Here is a 20,106-nt window from a genome sequence, read left to right as displayed (position 1 = left end):
AGGAGCTTCAAGGAAAGGCCTCCAAGTGAGCATCCAGAAGAACTGGCAGGAACTCATCAAGCCGAACAAGCTCGAAGTCGCCGCCGGAGACGATCCCAAGCGCGTCGCGACCGCCGTGGCCGAGCCGCTGGAGCGCGGCTTCGGCGTGACGCTTGGCAACGCCCTGCGCCGCATTCTGCTGTCGTCCTTGCAGGGCGCGGCGATCACGTCGATTCACATCGATGGGGTGCTGCACGAGTTCTCGTCGATCCCCGGCGTGCGCGAGGACGTGACCGACATCGTCCTCAACATCAAGGACATCGCCATCAAATACCAGGGCGACGGCATGAAGCGCCTGACGCTCAAGAAGACGGGACCGGGGGCCGTCACCGCGGGCGACATCCAGACGACGGGCGACGTGCAGGTCCTCAACCCTGAACTCGTCATCTGCACGCTCGACGAAGGCGCCGAGATCCGCATCGAGTTCACCGTCGCCAACGGCAAGGGCTATGCGCCCGCCGACCGCAACCGCGCCGAAGACGCCCCGATCGGCCTCATTCCGATCGACAGCCTCTATTCGCCGGTTAAAAAGGTCAGCTATCGCGTCGAAAACACCCGCGAGGGACAGGTTCTCGACTATGACAAGCTGACGCTGACGGTCGAGACGAATGGCGCGATGAGCCCGGAAGACGCGATCGCCTATTCGGCGCGCATTCTGCAGGACCAGCTCAACGTCTTCGTCAATTTCGAAGAGCCGCGCCGCGAGGAGGCTGCGCCGTCCATTCCGCAGCTCGCCTTCAATCCCGCGCTGCTGAAGAAGGTGGACGAGTTGGAGCTTTCGGTGCGGTCGGCGAACTGCCTGAAGAACGACAACATCGTCTACATCGGCGACCTCATTCAGAAGTCGGAAGCCGAGATGCTGCGCACGCCGAATTTTGGCCGCAAGTCCTTGAACGAGATCAAGGAGGTGCTGGCGCAGATGGGTCTGCATTTGGGCATGGAAGTGCCTGGCTGGCCGCCGGAGAACATCGACGATCTCGCGAAGAGATTCGAGGAGCATTACTGACGGCAATCGTCAGTCGGGCTTCGGCAGTCGGATTTCGACTGCCGACCGCCTAACGCCGACTGCCCATAATCGACGGCCGTTCCTTGGCACGGCGGCCGCATAATCAACGGAGAGCCGCATGTATCACGGTCACAAGAAGCGCCGCTTCGGGCGCACGCATGAGCACCGCAAGGCGATGTTCGCCAATATGGCGCAGGCGCTCATCAAGCATGAGCAGATTGTCACGACGCTGCCGAAGGCGAAGGATCTGCGTCCGGTCGTCGAAAAGCTCGTGACGCTGGGCAAGCGCGGCGACCTCCATGCGCGCCGGCAGGCGATCGCCAAGATCAAGGACGTCAAGCTTGTCGGCAAGCTCTTCGACGTGCTCGGGCCTCGCTACAAGGATCGCAACGGCGGCTATACGCGCGTGCTGAAGGCGGGCTTCCGCTATGGCGACAATGCGCCGCTCGCGGTCATTGAATTCGTCGATCGCGACGTGAACGCCAGGGGTCAGGACTCCGGACCGGTTCGCGAAGCAGAGACGGCCGCGTAAGCGGCTCAAGGGCGATCGCTTCGACCGGCATGCTGATCAGCAAACGCGGCGTCGTATCCCGGTATCGGGATGCGGCGCCGAAAGCGTTTTAAGAGCAAGGAAGCGTCGGAGAACCTCGCGCGGAAGTCGCATGATCGACGATTGCGCTTCCGGCTGGCGCTCGTCGGCGCTTCTCCGCACTGAACCATCATCGCAGCGCATTCTTATCGTCTCGCGTCTTTGCGTCTATAAATGCGCCGGCAAAAACGAGCTACGGAGCGCTTCATGAAGATTTCGGCGCGTCACATTTTTACGGCTGCGGCGCTCGCCTGCGCCCTCGCGGCGTCCTTCGCTTTCGCGCGCGCCGAAGTTTCGTCTGGAACGGCCCAGAACCCTCCGCCGAGATCGCCTGGCCGCGTCGAGAGCTTTACGCCGCCGGCGCCCGAGCGCGCCGTGCCGACAAGCCGCGGCGAGCTGATGAATTCCTTCGCGCCGGTCGTCAAAAAGGCGCAGCCGGCCGTCGTCAACGTCTTCGCGTCGCGGGTCGAGCGCATGCCCGCCAATCCGCTATTCGATGACCCGATCTTTCGCCGCTTTTTCGGCGAGGGCGGCGGCATGCCCGGGCGCAACATGGCGCAGTCGCTGGGCTCGGGCGTGATCGTCGATCAAAGCGGCCTTGTCGTCACCAATAACCATGTGATCGAGGGCATGACCGACGTGAAGGTGGCGCTCGCCGACAAGCGCGAATTAGCCGCCAAGATTTTGTTGCGCGATCCGCGCACCGATCTCGCGGTGTTGAAGCTGGTCGACGGCGCCAATTTTCCGACCATGGAGCTTGGCGACTCGGATGCGCTCGAAGTCGGCGATTTGACGCTCGCGATCGGCAATCCCTTCGGCGTCGGTCAAACGGTGACGCAAGGCATTATTTCGGCGCTGGCGCGCACCCATGTCGGCATCAGCGACTATGGCTTTTTCATTCAGACGGACGCGGCGATCAATCCCGGCAATTCGGGCGGACCGCTGGTCGACATGAACGGGCGCGTCGTCGGCATCAATTCCGCGATCTTCTCGAAATCCGGCGGATCGGTCGGCATCGGCTTCGCCATTCCCGTCAACATGGTCAAGAACGTGATCGCCGCCGCGAAGGGCGGCGGCAAGCAGGTGCGGCGGGCCTGGATGGGCGCGACGCTGCAAGCGCTCTCGCAGGAGATCGCCGACGGCCTCGGACTCGATCGTCCCACCGGCGCTCTGCTGGCCGACGTCGATCCGAACGGGCCGTCGGCTGAAGCCGGTCTAAAGCGCGGCGACGTCGTCATCTCGGTCGACGGCCAGACGGCCGATGACCCGGAGGCGGTCGGCTATCGGCTCGCAACCAAGCCGCTTGGCGGGCAGGCGACGCTCGGCGTGTTGCGCGGCGGCAAAAAGATTGTCGCGCAAATTCGCCTCGCGCCGGCGCCGGAAACGCCGCCGCGCGACGCGATAAGGATAAAAGGCGCCTCGCCCTTCGCCGGCGCGACGGTGATGAATATTTCTCCCGCGGTCATCGAAGAGATGTCGGTGCAGGGAACGACCAATGGCGTCGTCGTGTCCGAAGTCGATGACGGCTCCTACGCGCAGCAGCTCAATCTGCAGCGCGGCGACATAATTCTCGCCGTCAATGATCAAAAGATCGGGACGACGCGCGATCTGGAGAGCGTAACGGCAGGGCGCGCCTACTATTGGAAGATCACCCTGGCGCGCGGCGGGCAGGTGTTCACGACCGTCATCGGCGGCTAGGATCGGCGTGAGCGCGCTTGCGATCCTCGTCACGACGATCGACGACGAGGAAAAGGCGCGCGCGCTTGCCCACGCGGCGCTCTCCGCAAAGCTCGCCGCCTGCGTTCAGATACATCCCATTCGCAGCCATTACGTCTGGAAGGACGAAATGCGCGAAGAGCCTGAGTTTTTGTTGCACATGAAAGCGCGCGGCGACGACTATGCCGCGCTTGCCGAACTGGTCCGCCGTCTGCATAGCTATGAGACGCCGGAAATTCTGCGCATCGACGTCGCCGAGGCGGACAAAGATTATCTCGCCTGGGCGATGGAGGCGACGCGACGGTAAGCGCGCCGGCGGAGCGTCTTCCAAATCGCCGATCTCGGCATTACGTTTCCTGCGCGGCGACGCTTCGTGCGCCGCGCCAGCCTTCGGGACCCTTGGATGTCACCTCCCACCGACTATTTCGTTGATCGCCGCAGGCTTCGCCGCAAGCTCGGCTGGTGGCGTCTCGCCGCCCTGATCGCCTTAGGCGTCGCGGGCCTCGTCGCCGTGGTGCGGCTCGGCGGCGCCGATTCCGCCGATAAGCTCACGCCGCATATCGCCCGCCTCGAACTGCAGGGCGTCATCACCGGCGACGACGATACGATCGATATGATCAAGAAGATCGGGGAGTCGAGCCAAACGAAGGCTCTGCTGCTGGAGATTGAGAGTCCTGGCGGCACGACGACAGGCTCGGAACGGCTCTATGAGGAGCTTCGGCGCGTCGCCGAGAAGAAGCCCGTCGTCGCCGTTGTCGGAACGGTGGCCGCGTCCGGCGCCTATATCGCCGCGCTCGCCGCCGATACGATCGTGGCGCGCGGCAATTCGCTCGTCGGCTCGATCGGCGTGCTGTTCCAATATCCTAACGTCTCGAAGCTGCTCAATAATTGGGGCGTCGAGGTCGAGACGATAAAATCGTCGCCGCTCAAGGCCGCGCCCAACGGGCTCGAACCGACGAGCCCGGAAGCGCGCGAGGCGGTCGCCAGTCTTGTCGCCGACTCCTTCGCCTGGTTCAAGGCGCTGGTTCAGGAGCGGCGCAAGCTTGACGACGCGGAGCTGGCGAAGGTCTCTGACGGCCGTGTCTTCACCGCGCGCCAGGGCGTGCCGCTGAAGCTTGTCGATCTTATCGGCGGCCAGCGCGAGGCCATCGATTGGCTGGTCGCCAACAAGGGAATCGCGAAAGACATGCCTGTGCGCGAGTGGAAGAAGAAATCCAGCCTGGAGCGGCTTGGGCTTGTCGGCGCCGCCGCCGGCCTCGCGCGGGTCGCGGGACTGCAGTCGATCGCCGGTTTTTTAGAAAAATCAATTCTGCTCGAACGGAGCGGCGAGCTTGACGGCCTTTTGGCGATTTGGCAGCATTCGGCCGCAAACTGACTCGGGCGTCGCGCTGTGTTCGACGCCAACATATTGGATCGGCTCATGATAAAGTCGGAACTTATTCAACGTATCGCGCGCCGAAATGGCCATCTTTACCAGCGCGACGTCGAGACAATCGTCAGCACGATTCTTGACGAGATCACCTCGGCGCTGGCGCGGGGCGATCGCGTTGAATTGCGAGGCTTCGGCGCTTTCTCGGTCAAGAAGCGCGATGCGCGCACCGGCCGCAATCCGCGCACCGGCGCGCAGGTGTCGGTGCAGCAAAAGAGCGTGCCGTTCTTCAAAACCGGTAAAGAGATGCGCGAGCGCCTCAACGAGAATTATCCGGCCTGAGGCGATCTAAAGCGGCTGCGTCCTCTGGGTTTCGGGACGCGCGGCAGCGGCGAAGCGGCGGCTATATGTGGCGGCTGCCCAGCGTGTTGCGCGGCGCCGGCAAGAGGGAGATGTTATGAAGTCCATCCTGCGCGTCATCATTTTCGTTCCTCTGGCGCTCATCATTTTGTTTTTCTCGATGGCCAACCGTGGCTCGGTGCGCATCGGACTTGATCCCTTTGCGCCGAGCGACGGATCGGGTCCTTCTTTCGAGGCGCCGATCTTCCTTGTCGTTCTGGCGTCGATGGCGATTGGCGTGCTTGCGGGCGGGATCTCTTCCTGGCTTGGGCATCTTTCCGTGCGCCGCGCCGCGAAGATCGCTCGCGCCGAGGCGCGCAAGACGCGTGTGGAGATCGATAAGCTGCGTCAGCAGGCGTTGGCGAGCCTGCCGGCTGATAAGAGAGTGAAGAGCAGTTAGTTAAGCGGACTGTCTCTTCGCCGCGCCTAGAGGCTTTCCGATCACATGGAATGATGTGATCGATAAGGAATCGCAATATTGGAGCGGGTTCCCCTCGAAAGGTCTGTCAGCTTTTCGGACCCTGCTCTAGTGAAAATCCCGCGATTTCGGCAGGACGCGGACATTGCGCGGATGGCCGCCGCGCGGATGCTGCGGATGGATGAATTCGTCGGCGCGAGACAGGACGATTTCCGGCTGATGCGCGTCTGACAGTCTATTGAGGTCTTGGCTGCGGTCGATAATGCGCTGCGCCATCAGATGCACGACATTTTCGGGGCTCTTCTGCACCCTTCCTTCCACCAGCATGAGTCGTGACGCCATCGTCTCGCGGCGGTAGCGCTCAAAAAGGCGCGCCCAGATGACGACATTAAGGATGCCGGTTTCGTCTTCGAGCGTGACGAAAATGGCGTTGCCCTGTCCGGGCCGTTGCCGCACCAGCACGACGCCGGCGCCGCGCGCAAAGGCGCCATCCGTGAGCGCCGAAACTTCCGCGCAGGCCATGATCCGTTCGCGTGCGAAAATCGGCCGCAGCACCGCCATGGGATGGGCTTTCAACGAAAGCCGCAGCGTCTGATAGTCGGCGGCGACATGTTCGCCAAGCGACATGGACGGCAGCAGCGGATCTTGTTCCTTGGCGAGTTCGCGCGCGTCGGCGGCGGCAAAGAGCGGCAGGGGTTTGGCGTCGGGCAGACGCCGCACGGCCCAGAGCGCGTCACGACGGTCGCTTTGCAAAGAACGGAAGGCGTCGGCGTCGGCGAGCGCGCGCATCGTCGCGCCGTTGAGCGCCGCCCGCCGCGCAAGGTCTTCGACGCTGTCATAGGGCTTCGTCCGCGCTGCGACGATGCGCCGCCCTTCATTCTCATGCACGCCGTCCGCCTGGCGGAAGCCGAGACGCAGCGCCAATGCGCCATCCTTTGCACGCTCCAGCGTATTGTCCCATTCGCTGAAATTCACGTCGACGGCGCGCACGTCGACGCCATGTTCGCGCGCGTCGCGCACGATCTGCGCCGGCGCGTAAAAGCCCATCGGCTGCGAATTGAGCAGCGCGCAGGCGAAGATCGCCGGATAGTGACATTTGATCCAGGAGGAGATGTAGACGAGCTTGGCGAAGGACGCGGCGTGGCTTTCGGGAAAGCCATAGGAGCCGAAGCCCTTGATCTGTTCGAAACAGCTTTGCGCGAAGCCGCGATCATAGCCGCGCGCCGCCATGCGTTCGACCATCAGCGCCTCGAATTCATGGATGGTGCCAAGATTGCGGAAGGTCGCCATGGCGCGGCGCAGGCGATTGGCTTCAACATCGGAGAATTTCGCCGCGACCATGGCGAGCTTCATCGCCTGCTCCTGAAAGAGCGGCACGCCCTTGGTCTTTTCGAGCACCTTGCGCAATTCGTCCGGCGGCCCGTGCTCCGGCGCGGGCGAGGGATAGATCACCGGCTCGCTTCCGGAACGGCGGCGCAGATAGGGATGCACCATATTGCCCTGAATGGGTCCGGGCCGCACGATCGCCACCTGAATGACGAGATCATAGAATTCGCGCGGCTTCAGACGCGGCAGCATGTTCATCTGCGCCCGGCTCTCGACCTGAAAGACGCCGATGGAGTCGCCTCGACACAGCATGTCGTAGGTCGCCTTGTCGTCGGCCGGCACGTCGGCGAGGCCCATGTCTTTCCCCTCATGGGCGCGCAAATAATCGAAACATTTTCGAATGCAGGTGAGCATGCCGAGCGCCAGCACATCGACCTTCATCAGGCCGAGCGCGTCGATGTCGTCCTTGTCCCATTCGATGAAGGTGCGCTCCGGCATCGCGGCGTTGGCGATGGGCGTGAGCTCGTCAAGCCGCCCGCGCGCGAGAACGAAGCCGCCGACATGCTGCGAGAGATGGCGCGGAAAGCCGAGCAGGCGCGTCGCGAAACGAATGGCGCGGCGAATGACGGGATTTCCGGGATCAAGCCCGGTCTGGCGGATGTAAGCTTGCGGAATGTCGGAGCCCCAGCTGCCCCATTGCGTGCTGGCGAGAGCGGCGGTCACGTCCTCGGTCAGTCCGAAGACCTTGCCGACTTCGCGAATAGCGCTGCGCGGCCGGTAGCTGATGACGGTCGCGACGAGGCCGGCGCGCGCGCGGCCGTATTTGCCGTAAATATGCTGGATGATCTCTTCGCGCCGCTCATGCTCGAAATCGACGTCGATGTCGGGCGGCTCCTTGCGCTCCTGCGAGATGAATCTGGCGAAGAGCAGATCATTCTCCGCCGGATCGACGCAGGTGACGCCGAGCACATAGCAGACGGCGGAATTGGCGGCGGAGCCGCGCCCCTGGCAGAGAATCCCCTTGTCTTCGGCGATCCGCACGATGTCGTGAATGGTGAGGAAATAGCGCGCATAGTCGAGCGTCTCGATGAGCGCCAGCTCCTCGCGCAGAAGCCTATCGACTTTCTCCGGCACGCCTTGCGGATAGCGCATCGCCGCGTGGCGATAGGTCAGCTCCTCAAGCCATTCCTGGGGATTGCGTCCCGGCGGGACAGGCTCGTCCGGATATTCATATTTCAGTTGATCGAGCGAGAAATCGACGCGCGCGAGAAAACATTGCGTCTCCTCGATCGCCTCCGGCGCGTCAGCGAAGAGCCGCATCATTTCTTCCGGCGTCTTCAAATGGCGCTCGGCGTTGATCTCGATCCGGCGTCCGGCTTGCGCGAGCGTCACGCCTTCGCGGATGCAGGTCATGACGTCTTGCAGATCGCGCTGGTCGGGATCGGCGTAAAGCGCGTCATTCGTCGCGAGCAAGGGCGTCTGCGTCCGCGCGGCGATCTCTTTCAGTCTTGCGAGACGCCGCCTGTCGTCGCCGCGCCGCGGCATGGTCGCGCCGAGCCAGACGTCGTCTGGCGCAAGATCATTGAGACGCGCGAGCGTCGAGGGCAGGCGCGCCAGATTGCGCGAAGGCATGACGATCAGCAGCAGATCGTGCGCGGCCTGCGCGAGATCGTCGAAATACAGCCGGCATTCGCCTTTTTTGGCGCGCAGATTCCCCGTCGTCAGCAGCCGCGTGAGCCTTCCCCAACCGTTGCGATTTTGCGGGTGGGCGACGATGTCGGGCGTCTCGTCGGCGAAGACGAGCCGCACGCCGACGACGAGCTTGAAGGATTGGACGCGCTCTGCGTCGATCTGAGCGAGAAGCGCCGCATCGTCGCCAGCCGGCGGATCGCGCAATTTTTCCTGCAGCTCCTTGAGCGCGGCATAGGCGCGCACGACCCCGGCGACGCTGTTGCGGTCGGCGACGCCAATGCCGCTATGGCCGAGCAGCAGCGCCGTCAGCGCCATGTCTGACGGATGCGACGCGCCGCGGAGAAAAGAGAAATTCGTCGCGGCGACGAGTTCGGCGAAAGGCGCGCTCATGCGAAGAGCCCATGCAGGAACCAGCGGGGCGCGGCGGTTTCGCTTTCATAGAGGCCTTCGCGAAACACCCAGAAGCGATGGCCTTCGCGGTCCTCCAGCCGGTAATAGTCGCGCGTTCGCCTGTCGCGGCCGGCTGCGTTGCGCCACCATTCCGGCGCGATGCGCTCGGGCCCTTCGGCGCGGGCGATCATGTGGCGCACGCGGCGCCATTTGAAATGCATCGGCGGCCCGTCCGGCGTCTCGGCCATGGTATCGATGGGCTGCGGCGGATCAAACAGAAACAGCGGCCGCAAGGGCGGTTCGCCCGGCTCCGGCTTCTCCCAGGCATTGGGTTTGGATGGAGACGCGTAAACATAAGAGGCGGCGCGCACGGGATCATGCGTCTCATGCGCCGCAAAGCGCAGCACGCGTTCGCGTCCAAAACGCGCCGCCAGGCGATCGACGAGATCGGCGACGTCGCCTTCCTGCGCGCTCTGCCGCTCGAAGCCGATCTGGCTTTGCGCCAGAGTTTCGGCGTTGAGGACGCAAAAGCGGATGACGTCGAAGCCGAATCCCGGATCGAGCGGATCGGCGAGCGACTCGGCCTTTAGGCGAAAGAGCCGCAGCAGCGCTTCGACATTGCGCGAGGGCGCGCCGGTTTCGAAATTGAGGACAGCGACGGCGCCGTCGGTGCGAAAGAAGCGCGCTTCAAAAGCGCGGCCGCCTTCGCCGCGCCTTTCGAGAATGCCCATCGCTTCCGCGATCAACGGCCGCAGAACATTCTCTATCGCGGAGAGATCGAGGAAGGGCTCGGCGAAGCGCCGCTCGACCATGCATTCCGGCAAGGGCCGCAAGGGCGTGATGCGCGCGTCCTCGCGTCCCAGAATGCGGGTCAGCCGCCGCATGGTTTCGTCGCCGAAACGCGCCGTCAGCGCGGCCGAGGAACGATCGGCGAGATCGCCCAAGGTTGTGAGGCCGGCGCGCGTCAGCGCCACGCTCGTCTCTTTTGGCGCTTCGAGCGCGGCGATGGAGAGCGGGCGGGTGAAAATTTCATCTTCGCCCGGAGGCGTGACGCCCTCTTGGCCAAAACGCGCCAGAGCGCGTGCGGCCTCGGGCGTTCCGGCGACGGCGGCGCGGCCCGTGAAGGAGAGGCGCACCATCGCCTGTAAGATGCAGGTCCGCATCGCCGCTTCGCCGCCAAAAAGATGCGCGCAGCCGGTCGCGTCGAGCATGAGGCCGCAGGGCGGATCAAGCGCCACGAGCGGCGTGAACTGTTCACAAAAGGCGGCAAGCCGCAGCATCAGCCGCTCGTCGGCGTCAGGGTCGGCCTGCGCGACGGCGAGATGGGGGGCGCGCGCCCTGGCGTCGGCGAGCGTCATGCCCGGCGTCAGGCCGAGCGTGATCGCCTTTCGATCGAGCGCGTCGATGCGCAGCGCGCTGCGTTCTTTTTTGACGAGGATGAGCGGCGAATCATCCGAATTTGCGTCCGGCCCTCTGCGGCGCGCCTTCGCCAGGCGCTCCGCCGACAGGAAGGGAAGCCACAGGGCCAGATAGCGACGATGCGTCGAATGTTCTGTCCTCGAAGGCGCCACGGTCACGGTTCCACTCCATACGCCACTCATGCTGCTCTTGCCCCGCCGCGCCGCCACGCTGGCGCAGCAGAAAAATCGCAAAGGCCGCTGATCCCGGCGCATTCGCCGCAAGCGCGCGGGAAGGCGCGGCGCGCACAAGCCAGCGGCTCGCGGCGGCGCTCGGCGCGGGGGAGGCGGAGACGCGCGTGACGAAGATCGGCGCGCCGGCGGCGCCGGCCGCGAGAGCCAGGCGCCGGCTCGCGGTGAGGTCATAGGCGCGCGCCTCGCCGAAGAGTTCGATCAGCGTCGCGCCTACAGTTGCGCAGCGTCCGGCTTCGGCGCCGGCCTGCAGCGCCTCTTTGGCGTCGCGCACGCGAATGAAGGCGACGGCGGCGGGGTCGAGGCCGATGTCGGCGAGGCCCGGCGGATAGGGCGCGCCGGATTCGGCGGTCAGCGCCTCCTGCCGGGCCCAGAGCAGCGGCTTTTCCGCGCCCGCCAGTGCGCGTCTGGCCAGCGCCAAGGCGAAGCCCGTCGCCGCGGGGGCGTCGGCGGCGGTCTCGGCATAGGCCTCATGCAGCGCCGCACGGAGAATGCCGCCGCCGAGCCGCCGATCAAGGGCGGGCGCGCCGAGCGCGATTGTCTCGAAAGTTGCGGCCGGATAGGCGCAAGCCAGGCTTTTCCGCAGCGACGCCAGCGGTTGGGTCATCTCATGAGTTCCTGTTATGTTCTTATAATGACTCCCGATGCGGGAGAGTCAAGGCGGGGGAGGCTGAGGGTTTCCTCATCCTGAGGAGCCCGCGTTAGCGGGCGTCTCGAAGGACGAGGAAACCTTCATGCGCTCCTCTTGAAACTCGCCCTCGTGCTTCGAGACGCGCCTTTCAGGCGCTCCTCAGCATGAGGGCGAGGATGGCGGTTACCAGAAAAGGCGCCGCCCGTCGCGCTCACTTCGTCTTCAGATATTCGACGATCGCCATGGCGCCGGCGACGTCGTCCGACCAATCGAGCTTCAACGTCTTGCCGTCCTCGATGACGTCTTTGTCGTGCCCCTTGTTGGAGAGCGCCGGAAAGGACGTCGTGTCGAAACGATAGCCTTCGCGCGAGAGCGTCTGCGCCGGCTCCCAGGAGAAGCCGACGAGCTTCTTATCATAGTCGAGCCGGCTCTTGATGAACACGGCCGGGCGCTCGCGCGGCACGAGGAGATGATAGAGCGTCGGCACCGAGCCGTTGTGCAGATAGGGGGCCTGCGCCCACACGCCGCCGAGCGGCAGGGCGTTATAGCCCTCATGCGTCGCGGGATCGGCCATGGAGACGTCGGCGCGATTCTCCAGCGAGACGCCTTCGAATTTCGCGCAGGGCGCGATCCGGTCGCCCGAGGGCGGCATCTCGACGACTCTCGTCGGCGGACAGATCTTCGCGAAACTGTCGCGCGCGTTTTTCGCAATCATATCGCTGACGACCCGCGCTCGGCCGAGATCAACGCCGAGGTCGTAGATCTTGCCGTTATGCGGCCGATGACACGCCGCGCAATTTTCTTCAAAGAGCGCCGCGCCTTTTTTCGCGAGCGCGAGATCGACGGGGAAGGGATAGACGGGCGCCGGCAGATCGCGCAGCAGATCCTCGCTGAAAGCGGCGATGCGGATGTCGGTGTCGGCTCCGAGCCCCAATGTCAATTCGGCGGCGAGGTTGCGGAAGATCGGAATCGGAATATTGCCGTTCCATTGTCCGCCGCCGTCGACGAGTTGCGTGTGATCCGGGGACCAGCGGGCCAGACGCTTCTCCTGCTCCCACACGGCCATGAAGTCGGTGATGCCCGGCGTCGGCGGCAGGCTTGTTTTCGGATCGGGAGTTTCGCCGCGCGCTTCGGCGGCGGCGTAGACCATCGACGTGCTGACTCCGGTCGCGTCGGCCATGCCGCCGAAACCTTGCGTCATCTGCTCCTCGAAGCCTTTGTAGTTCTTGTAGACGAGGTCGAGCAGCGAGACATATTCGAGTCCGGCGCGTGTCAGGAATTTTTCGACGATCGCCGGCGCGTCCCGCATGAAGAGTTCGATCTGACGCGTCTCATAGGCGGCGTCGAAGCGGCGCCCAGCGAAGGAGTAATTCTTGTAGAAGTAATTTCTGTCTTGGGCATGCGCCTTGTCGAGCGCTGTAAGAATGGCCCGAGTGGCGCGTTCGATCTTCTCCTCTGGCGTCGTCGCGCCGGCGGTGATCTTCTCGATCGTGTTTCTGACTCTGACGCGATACTGAACGAGATTGAATTGCGTATTCACGCCGCCGTCGAGATAGCGAAAACTGCCGTCATCGAGACGCACGCGGCCGATGTGACAGGCGCCGCAACTCAACGCCGCATAGTCGAGCGCGACGCTGGGATCGTTGCGCGCCAGGCCGGTCCAGCCGAATCCGCGCGCGATGGGGTAGGTGGGATCGCGCTCGTCGATGAAGAGGCCGGCGACGTCGAGAAAATTATTCCCGCTTCCCCATTCTTCGGGCGCGAGCTTTGGCAGGAGCTTCAAAATGATGAACGGAGCGCCGTCGGTAAGGCCGAAGGGAAAATCCGCAAACCAGCGATAGGCGACCGGCTTGCGGCTGATATAGGCGTCGAGCGCCTTCAGTCTTTTTTCCTGCTCGGCGCGCCACTCGCCGGCCGGCGCCGTTTGCGCGAAAGCCGACGCGTGGAGACAGGCGTGTGACGCCAGCGCCAGGCATGCGACGAACGAAACGCGCGCGATCGCGCTTGTGAGACGCATCACCACGGCCATTTTGGGAATCCCGTCGGCTCTTTGGGCTGCGACCGAAACTTCGACGAGGCGATATAGACGTCGCGACGCAGCCGATTGATGCCGCCGATCGGCTGATGCGCCGTGAGCCCGTGCCATGGCGTGAACGCCATGTGCTCGCATTCAGTCACCTGATACGCATTGTCGAAATCTTGCTGGTCGATCTCGATCGTCGCGACATTTTGCTGCGGCGCGGTCGCCTCCGACCATTCGGCGGTCGCGTCTTCGATCGGCAGCGAATCATCATTGCGCAGCTGGACTCTGAAGTCGAAGACAGCCGGTTTGCCAAGCGCCGGATCGAGGCTCTTCTTCATCGCCTCGCGAAGGTAGTTCGTGCTTGGACTTTGTGGAACCGGCGTCTTTTCCGCGCTTCTCGGCGTCACGCTGAATTTCGCGACCCTGTCGGAGCCATAAAGAAACGGCGCAGCCGAAAAATACGGACTCTCGAGCGGATTGCCGACATTGGTTTGCTTGATCTTCGTGACGACGCCCAGGGTCTTCTTCTTCTCGGGCGAGAGCGGCGGCGTAAAAAAAGACGAGATGTCGTCGTGTTTGGCGAGCTGGATTTTTGTGACTTCCAGATATTCGGAGACGTTCGGAAAGGCGAAGCCGGGAAGATTGATCAGCAGGAAATCCTGCGTCTTCGCGCCGGGCTCGTTCAGCAAGGTTTCTCCCTCGACGCCGATGAGCTTGATCGCCATGCCGCGGCTGTCGGGACCATTTTTGCCGAGATCTGGCGCGAGAAAGGGCGTGGCGTTCGAGAAGCGAATCCAAGCTGGGTATTTCTTCCCCGGCGTCGCGAAGACGCCAGCACGGTAATTTGGGGGAATATCCGAATTGACGGTGAACGTCGCTTTGACGCAGCCGTGATCTTTTGGATGCACGCCGCGCCGCGCCATGCCTTCCGGATAGCGCATCTGCAGAAGCTGCGTGGTGAGCGAAATGATCTGCCCGATCTGCTCGGCTTCGCCCGGGGGCGCTTTCTCGAATTTGGTGAGCGGGGCCGCCGGTACGGCGGCCGCCGCCTGTTCGGCGCTGGCGGCTTGGTGCGGGCTTGTTGATACAACCAAAAGCATGGCGGCCGTCGCGACAGACGCGCTCCGTCTTCTCATCATGTTTTCCCTCCCCTCGAGAAAGCGATTTTTTGAATTGCGCATTTGAAAGAAGTCCACCGCAAGGACGTTATACGCCCGCGTGACCTTGACGCCTAGAATGGCGCTATCGTCGTTGTGCAGAATGTTGAGCGGGGCGATAGCGGATGAGGTTGCGGCGAAGCCCGCCGCAAGCAGCTCTCTCAGGAACATTGTTCGCTCCCACCCGAATCGACGAAACTGAAAACACTAACACAATCAGATTTGCAAACTGACAAAGGCGCAAATAAGCTTGCCGCAAGGGGAACGCCGATCCTTCGTTAAGGTTCCGCCGGCAGACGATTTTGCAGCGCAGGATGCGCTGTGCAGCGCCGTGGCCCGCGGTTGCGCCTATCCCTTGCGCAACTATAGTAGCAATCTCAAACATTGCGGAGCGCGCCCATTGCGCTTCGCCGTTTACGATCGACTGCCGATGACATGACTCAGAGCAGCGGTTTTGTGGAAGCGATTCCGCAGAGCCGAATGTCATCGAACGGTCGTGAAAAGCGGGCTTCGATGCGCGCCAGACAATGTGCTCAATGATCCTGGCTGAAGCGAACTCAGATAGCGCGCCCGTAGGTTCACGTCGATTCGGCGTTGAGTCTTGTGCGCAATTTGGCGCCGAGCTTATTCATGATGCTTGTTGCGGCCGCGCGCGGATCCGCCATATGGGGCTGCGCGGCCGCGCAGCGCTCGCGCGGGCCGTCGAGCAGCGGCTTCGACGTCTGCCCGGAGTCCTTTTCGTTCGCTCCAGCGAAGTGACGGGTTCGACTCTCATCGAATTCCAGCAGCCCCTCACAAGCGCGCGACTGATGCAGGCGCTCGAAGCGGCGGTCGCTGAAGAGCCGGTATGCGACGTCGGCGAAGGCGCGTCGCTAACGCCGGAAAACGCCGCTCACGCCGAGGCGATCGATGCGCTCGCGGCGCGGCTGGAGACGGACCTCGGTCGAGGCTTAACGACAGAGGACGCGTCGGAACGACTGCAGAAATGGGGGCGCAACGAGCTCCGCCGCGCAGAGCCGCGCTCGGCTGCGATTGTTTTCGCCGAGCAGTTGACCAGTCTGCCGATTGTTTTGCTCGGCGCATCGGCGGTGGTGTCGCTGGCCACCGGCGGCGTCGCCGATGCGGTGATGATCGCTGCGGTGGTGCTGGTCAACGCCGGCATCGCCGCGGCCACCGAGCGTCAGGCGGACCGTACGATTTCGGGCCTTGCCTCGGAGGAGCTATCGGACGCCGCCGTGATCCGCAATGGCGCACGATTGAGGGTCGACGCGCGCGATCTCGCGCCGGGCGACCTCCTGCTGATCGAGCGCGGCGCCTTCGTGCCGGCGGACGCGCGTCTGATCGCCAGCGACGATCTGACCGTGAACGAATCGCCGCTCACCGGCGAGGCGCAACCGGCCCCAAAAGACGCAAGGATCGTTTTATCGCCGGACACGGGAGTTCCGGATCGTCGCAATATGGTGTTTCGCGGCACGGCGGTGACCGGCGGATCCGGCGCAGCCATTATCACCGCTATCGGCGCGCAGACCGAGATCGGCCGCGTGCAGCAGTTGCTCGGCGCGCTGCAGCGGCCCCAGACTCCCATCCAGCGCGAACTTGGCGACGTCGAGCGCGAACTTGTCATCGTCAATGGCGCCATTTGCGCGTGCGTCTTCGCTCTTGGCCTTCTGCGCGGCCACGGGCTTATCCCGACCTTGCGCAGCGCGATCTCGCTCGCCGTGGCGGCCATCCCCGAAGGGCTGCCCGCCGTCGCGACCACCACGCTGGCCTTGGGCGTGCAGGACATGCGCAAGCGCAAGGTGCTGGTGCGCAAGATCGACGCCGTGGAGACGCTTGGCGCGATCGAGACGATCGGACTCGATAAGACGGGCACGCTCACCGAAAACCGCATGGCGGCGGTGCGCGTTCACGTCGACAATGGCGCGTTTGAGCTACAGGAAGGCCGACTGTTGCACGACGGCGTCGATGTCGACGCCGCAACAGTCGCTATTGCGCGTCGCCTCTTCGAAGCCGCGACGCTGTGCAGCGACGCCGCCGTTGCGCCCGCGGCGAAAGGTTGGGAAATCGACGGCACGCCGACCGAAACAGCATTGGTGCAAGCGGGCGTGGCGATGGGCGTCGATCCCATCGCTCTGCGGCGATCTGCGCCTATGGCGACCTGCGTGGCGCGCGGCGAAGGCCGCAAGCGCATGAGCACGCTCCACGAAGCGACCGGCGGCGCGCGCATTCTCTGCGTCAAAGGCGATCCGGTCGAGGTGCTGGCGCGTTGCGCGGCCCGCAGCATGGCCGATGGCGCCGCGCCGCTCGACGGCCCGGCGCGGACCGCCATTCTCAAGGCCAATGAGCGCATGGCCGGCGACGCGCTGCGCGTTCTCGGCGTCGCGGTCGGCGAAGCCGGCGGCGATCCCCGTGACGAGCGGGATCTCGTGTGGCTTGGACTCGCCGGCATCGCGAATCCTATTCGCGCCAGCGTCGGCCCGGCGCTCAAGCAGCTGCATCGCGCCGGCGTGCGCACGGTGATGATCACCGGCGATCAAAGCGCGACCGCCTTCGCCATCGCGCGGCGCCTCGATCTCAATCACGGCGGCGAGCTGCGCGTGCTCGAAGCCGGGCAGATGGCGAAGATGCAGCCCGAGATGCTCGAGGCGCTGGCGAGGCAGCCGCATGTCTTCGCCCGTGTCAGCCCCGTCGACAAGCTCAATATCGTCAAGGCGCTGCAAGGCCACGGCCATATCGTGGCGATGACCGGCGACGGCGTCAACGACGGCCCCGCCTTGCGCGCGGCGGACGTCGGAATCGCGATGGGCGGAGAAGGCGCCGACGTCGCCCGGCAGGTCGCAGACATCGTGCTCGCGACCGACGACATGGACGGCATTGTCGAGGCCATACGACTCGGCCGCGCGACCTATGCGAATATTCGTAAGGTCCTGCGCTATCTCGTTTCGACCAACGCCTCCGAGACGATCGCCATGCTCGGCGCCGCCCTTGTCGGCGGCGAGCCGTTGACGCCCATGCAGCTGCTCTGGCTCAATCTGGCGACCGACGCGCTGCCGGCGATCGCGCTAGGACTTGAGCCGCCGGAGCCCGACGTGCTCGACAGGCCGCCGCATGATCCGAAAGCGCCGATTCTTTCCGCCTCCGATTTTAGGCGCATTCTTCGTGAGGGGTCGGTGATGGGCGTTGCGGCGCTGATCGGCTATTTCAGCCTCGGCGGCGGCGCAGGCGGCGCGCGCGCCAGCACCGTCACCTTTCATGGGCTCACCTGCGGTCAGTTGCTCCACAGTCTGGCCTGTCGTTCGGAGTTACGCGGATTAAGCTGCGAGGTCGGCAGGCCGCCTAATTCGACGCTCTATGGCGCCGTCGGCGCGACCCTGCTGCTGCAGGCGGGCGTGCAACTCTTTCCGTTGACCCGGCGCCTTCTCGGCCTGTCGCCGCTCGGCGCCGGCGACCTGTTGCGGATCGGCGCCATCGCCCTCGGCAGTTCGCTCGCCAACGATATCATCGGCAGAATCGCCGATCGCGAAGAGGCGCCGCCGCGCGGCAACGGAGAAAGCCATGTCGCCTGACATGATCTTCACGTCGGAGTCGGTGACTCCGGGGCACCCCGACAAGCTCTGCGATCAGATCAGCGATGCGGCCATTGATGCGCTGCTGCGTGAAGATGATCGCGCGCGCGCAACTGTCGAGTGCGCCCTGGCGACGGGCGTCGTCTTTCTCGCCGCGCGCTACGCCGCCGACGCGCTCGTCGATTTGCCGGCGCTCGCGCGCGCGGTCATGCAGGAGGCCGGTTACGCCGCTGGGAGCTTCGACGCGCGCAACTGCTCGATTCTGACGAGCTTCGTGGAATTGCCGCTCGAGGCGCGCGAGCCGCCTCTCCAAGAGCTTGACGACGACGCGGCGATCAGCAGGCGCGTGGCGCGTGAGCAGGCCAATGTTTTCGGCTACGCCTGTCGCGATACGCCTGAATTCATGCCGGCGCCGATCAGCCTCGCGCATAAGGTCGCGCGGGCGCTCGACGCCGCTCGGCGCGACGGATTCTCGTCGCTCTCGCCTGACGCCAAGACGCAAGTCTCCGTCGAATTTCGCGGCGGTCGCCCTGCACGAATCTATGGGGTTTCGCTGACCGTCGCCTTTGACGGCGCGACGATGGACGACGCCAAGTTCGACCGCCTGCGCGCGATCGCGCTTGATGCGCTTTCCGCGGGCGACATGAGGCCGGACGCTAACACGACGGTTCACGTCAACGCCGGCGAGCTCTTTGAAATCGGCGGACCGGCGCGCCACGCCGGCTTGACCGGGCGCAAGAGCGGCATCGACGCCTATGGCGAGATCGCGCGCCAGAGCGGCTCGGCGCTGTCAGGCAAGGATCCATCGCGCATCGAACGCGCCGGCGCCTACGCCGCGCGGCACGCCGCCAAGAACATCGTCGCGGCGGGCCTCGCCGAGCGCTGTGAAGTCCACCTGGCTTACGCGGCGGGGCAGGCGGAGCCCATCAGTCTCTCGGTCGAGAGTTTCGGAACCGGCTATCTCGCGGATGAGAAAATCGCCAGACGCCTCGCCGCGCTTCTGGATTTCCGGCCTGCCTCGATCGTACGCCGCTTCGGCTTGCGCACCGCCCCTCAAATGGCTGGCCCAGCTGGCTTCTATCTTCCGCTTGCCACCTATGGACATTTTGGCCGCGCCGATCTCGACCTCCCGTGGGAAGCGACCGATATCGTAGATGCGCTTAAGGGCTAGGCCTACTCCCCATTCCCCCCGTCGCCATCCGGCGACCAGACTCCGCCCAGCCGGCTCGCATACCACAGCAGGGTGATCGCCGGCGGTAAAACGCTCTCCTTCGACATTTGCCACAGCGCGGCGGCAAAGAGCGCGAGCGCCGCGACGGCTTTCGGGTCGATCGAGACTGCCGGCGCCTCGCGCGCGGCCTGAGGCGCTTCGCCGACGACAAAGAGCCGCGCTTCCTGCGCCGCGGCGCCGATGCGCGCCAGGGGTCCGCTGTGCTGAATGAGCACGCTGCCCGTCAGCGGGGCCACTTCGACGTTGCGAACGCCGGGGATCGCCGACAGGCCCTTGGAGACCGAAGCGAAATAAGCGGCGTCGCCGCGGCGGTCGGCGACACGCAGCCGCGCGCGGCCGGGCATGGCGTGGGCCACCTGCGCCAGGGGCAGGATTGCGTCGTTCATTTACGCGCTCTCGCTTACGGCCCGCGAGGCGGGAGCCTCGCCTGCTGGCGCCGCGCTCTCGGGCTTTGACGTCGCTTCGGGCTTCGTTTCGGTCTTCGCTTCGGTTCTGGCTTGCGCGGCCTTGGCCTGCGCGGCGGCCACCGCAGCCGCGAAAATGTCGGCGGCGGCCTCGGTCTTCGCTTCGGCGAAGAGATCTTCGGCGGCCTCGGCGAGTTCGGCGCCCTGCACGCGCGCTTCGTGATAGGCCATCACCGCGGCTTTCATCGCCGCCTTGGCGACCGGGCGCACGCGCTGCGTTCCCTGACGGTTCAGGAGCAAAACGGCGGCGGCGCCCGTCAACGCGCCCAATGCAAATCCAAAGGGTTTCATCACTTCGACTCCGGTCCGATTCGCTACGGGCCGCCGGGGCCAAGCGGCGACGGCGAAGAAATTCTATCAAGACATCCTATCAGCAACAATCGACGCGATCGCGAAAAGAGCGCGCGAACACGGTCACATAACTGTAACGTGGCACGCTCC

The 20,106-nt window shown here is 64.5% G+C and carries 16 protein-coding genes; 9 read left to right on the top strand and 7 right to left on the bottom strand.

Annotated features, from left to right (window positions below):
• Window positions 1-25: 25 nt before the first annotated feature.
• The 7 genes from IYX23_RS10605 (at window position 26) to IYX23_RS10575 (ending at window position 5,518) form a co-directional block, all read left to right on the top strand.
• Window positions 26-1,045, top strand: coding sequence for a DNA-directed RNA polymerase subunit alpha (locus IYX23_RS10605; protein WP_196392643.1), 1,020 nt, complete (start codon window positions 26-28; stop codon window positions 1,043-1,045).
• 118 nt (window positions 1,046-1,163) lie between these two features.
• Window positions 1,164-1,577: a 50S ribosomal protein L17 gene (rplQ, locus tag IYX23_RS10600; RefSeq protein ID WP_196392644.1), complete on the top strand. Its 414-nt coding sequence runs from the start codon at window positions 1,164-1,166 to the stop codon at window positions 1,575-1,577.
• A 264-nt stretch (window positions 1,578-1,841) separates the two neighbouring features.
• Window positions 1,842-3,332, top strand: coding sequence for a DegQ family serine endoprotease (locus tag IYX23_RS10595; RefSeq protein ID WP_246716642.1), 1,491 nt, complete (start codon window positions 1,842-1,844; stop codon window positions 3,330-3,332).
• 7 nt (window positions 3,333-3,339) lie between these two features.
• A complete protein-coding gene (gene cutA / locus IYX23_RS10590; RefSeq protein WP_196392646.1) occupies window positions 3,340-3,657 on the top strand; it encodes a divalent-cation tolerance protein CutA in 318 nt (105 codons plus the stop codon).
• Between the two features lie 96 nt (window positions 3,658-3,753).
• Window positions 3,754-4,725, top strand: a complete 972-nt coding sequence (gene sppA / locus IYX23_RS10585) for a signal peptide peptidase SppA (protein WP_196392647.1) — start codon at window positions 3,754-3,756, stop codon at window positions 4,723-4,725.
• A 45-nt stretch (window positions 4,726-4,770) separates the two neighbouring features.
• Window positions 4,771-5,061, top strand: a complete 291-nt coding sequence (gene ihfB / locus IYX23_RS10580) for an integration host factor subunit beta (protein WP_196392648.1) — start codon at window positions 4,771-4,773, stop codon at window positions 5,059-5,061.
• Window positions 5,062-5,176: 115 nt separating this feature from the next.
• The gene (locus IYX23_RS10575) at window positions 5,177-5,518 is read left to right on the top strand and encodes a LapA family protein (protein ID WP_018405995.1); all 342 of its coding nucleotides are present in this window, start codon (window positions 5,177-5,179) and stop codon (window positions 5,516-5,518) included.
• A gap of 126 nt (window positions 5,519-5,644) precedes the next feature.
• Here the strand turns inward: IYX23_RS10575 and IYX23_RS10570 are convergent, their stop codons facing one another.
• The 5 genes from IYX23_RS10570 to IYX23_RS10555 form a co-directional block, all read right to left on the bottom strand.
• Window positions 5,645-8,944 carry an error-prone DNA polymerase gene (locus IYX23_RS10570; protein WP_196392649.1) on the bottom strand — a complete coding sequence of 1,100 codons (3,300 nt, stop codon included), beginning with the start codon at window positions 8,942-8,944 and terminating at the stop codon, window positions 5,645-5,647.
• Window positions 8,941-10,383 (bottom strand): DNA polymerase Y family protein, encoded by a 1,443-nt coding sequence (locus IYX23_RS10565; protein WP_348643649.1) that lies wholly within the window; start codon window positions 10,381-10,383, stop codon window positions 8,941-8,943. Before IYX23_RS10565 ends, IYX23_RS10570 begins: the two co-directional genes overlap by 4 nt.
• A 10-nt stretch (window positions 10,384-10,393) precedes the next feature.
• Entirely contained in the window at window positions 10,394-11,200 is an 807-nt protein-coding gene (locus IYX23_RS19950) for a hypothetical protein (RefSeq protein ID WP_210330549.1), read from the bottom strand.
• Between the two features lie 235 nt (window positions 11,201-11,435).
• A complete protein-coding gene (locus IYX23_RS10560) occupies window positions 11,436-13,253 on the bottom strand; it encodes a cytochrome C (RefSeq protein ID WP_196392651.1) in 1,818 nt (605 codons plus the stop codon).
• Complete coding sequence (locus tag IYX23_RS10555) at window positions 13,241-14,575, bottom strand: catalase family protein (RefSeq protein ID WP_246716641.1); 1,335 nt, start codon at window positions 14,573-14,575, stop codon at window positions 13,241-13,243. Before IYX23_RS10555 ends, IYX23_RS10560 begins: the two co-directional genes overlap by 13 nt.
• Before the next feature lie 494 nt (window positions 14,576-15,069).
• On the opposite strand from IYX23_RS10555, the gene IYX23_RS10550 reads away from it, so the two are divergent.
• Window positions 15,070-17,970: a cation-transporting P-type ATPase gene (locus IYX23_RS10550; protein ID WP_246716640.1), complete on the top strand. Its 2,901-nt coding sequence runs from the start codon at window positions 15,070-15,072 to the stop codon at window positions 17,968-17,970.
• Window positions 17,960-19,141: a methionine adenosyltransferase gene (locus IYX23_RS10545; protein WP_196392652.1), complete on the top strand. Its 1,182-nt coding sequence runs from the start codon at window positions 17,960-17,962 to the stop codon at window positions 19,139-19,141. Before IYX23_RS10550 ends, IYX23_RS10545 begins: the two co-directional genes overlap by 11 nt.
• Window positions 19,142-19,143: 2 nt before the next feature.
• Here IYX23_RS10545 and IYX23_RS10540 read toward each other — a convergent pair whose 3' ends face one another.
• Window positions 19,144-19,587, bottom strand: coding sequence for an HMA2 domain-containing protein (locus IYX23_RS10540; protein WP_196392653.1), 444 nt, complete (start codon window positions 19,585-19,587; stop codon window positions 19,144-19,146).
• Window positions 19,588-19,956 (bottom strand): DUF5132 domain-containing protein, encoded by a 369-nt coding sequence (locus tag IYX23_RS10535; protein WP_196392751.1) that lies wholly within the window; start codon window positions 19,954-19,956, stop codon window positions 19,588-19,590.
• Between the last annotated feature and the right edge of the window lie 150 nt (window positions 19,957-20,106).

The organism is Methylocystis sp. L43, from assembly GCF_015709525.1.
Lineage (GTDB): Bacteria > Pseudomonadota > Alphaproteobacteria > Rhizobiales > Beijerinckiaceae > Methylocystis.
This window is presented reverse-complemented; position numbering and strand designations above follow the sequence as displayed.

Bases quoted from the DNA above. Each gene is read 5' to 3' on its own strand.
- IYX23_RS10550 (WP_246716640.1), top strand. From the start codon at position 15,070: ATGGGGCTGCGCGGCCGCGCAGCGCTCGCGCGGGCCGTCGAGCAGCGG.
- ihfB (WP_196392648.1), top strand. From the start codon at position 4,771: ATGATAAAGTCGGAACTTATTCAACGTATCGCGCGCCGAAATGGCCAT.
- sppA (WP_196392647.1), top strand. From the start codon at position 3,754: ATGTCACCTCCCACCGACTATTTCGTTGATCGCCGCAGGCTTCGCCGC.
- IYX23_RS10575 (WP_018405995.1), top strand. From the start codon at position 5,177: ATGAAGTCCATCCTGCGCGTCATCATTTTCGTTCCTCTGGCGCTCATC.
- IYX23_RS10540 (WP_196392653.1), bottom strand. From the start codon at position 19,587: ATGAACGACGCAATCCTGCCCCTGGCGCAGGTGGCCCACGCCATGCCC.
- IYX23_RS10545 (WP_196392652.1), top strand. From the start codon at position 17,960: ATGTCGCCTGACATGATCTTCACGTCGGAGTCGGTGACTCCGGGGCAC.
- rplQ (WP_196392644.1), top strand. From the start codon at position 1,164: ATGTATCACGGTCACAAGAAGCGCCGCTTCGGGCGCACGCATGAGCAC.
- IYX23_RS19950 (WP_210330549.1), bottom strand. From the start codon at position 11,200: ATGACCCAACCGCTGGCGTCGCTGCGGAAAAGCCTGGCTTGCGCCTAT.
- IYX23_RS10570 (WP_196392649.1), bottom strand. From the start codon at position 8,944: ATGAGCGCGCCTTTCGCCGAACTCGTCGCCGCGACGAATTTCTCTTTT.
- IYX23_RS10555 (WP_246716641.1), bottom strand. From the start codon at position 14,575: ATGTTCCTGAGAGAGCTGCTTGCGGCGGGCTTCGCCGCAACCTCATCC.
- IYX23_RS10595 (WP_246716642.1), top strand. From the start codon at position 1,842: ATGAAGATTTCGGCGCGTCACATTTTTACGGCTGCGGCGCTCGCCTGC.
- IYX23_RS10560 (WP_196392651.1), bottom strand. From the start codon at position 13,253: ATGGCCGTGGTGATGCGTCTCACAAGCGCGATCGCGCGCGTTTCGTTC.
- IYX23_RS10535 (WP_196392751.1), bottom strand. From the start codon at position 19,956: ATGAAACCCTTTGGATTTGCATTGGGCGCGTTGACGGGCGCCGCCGCC.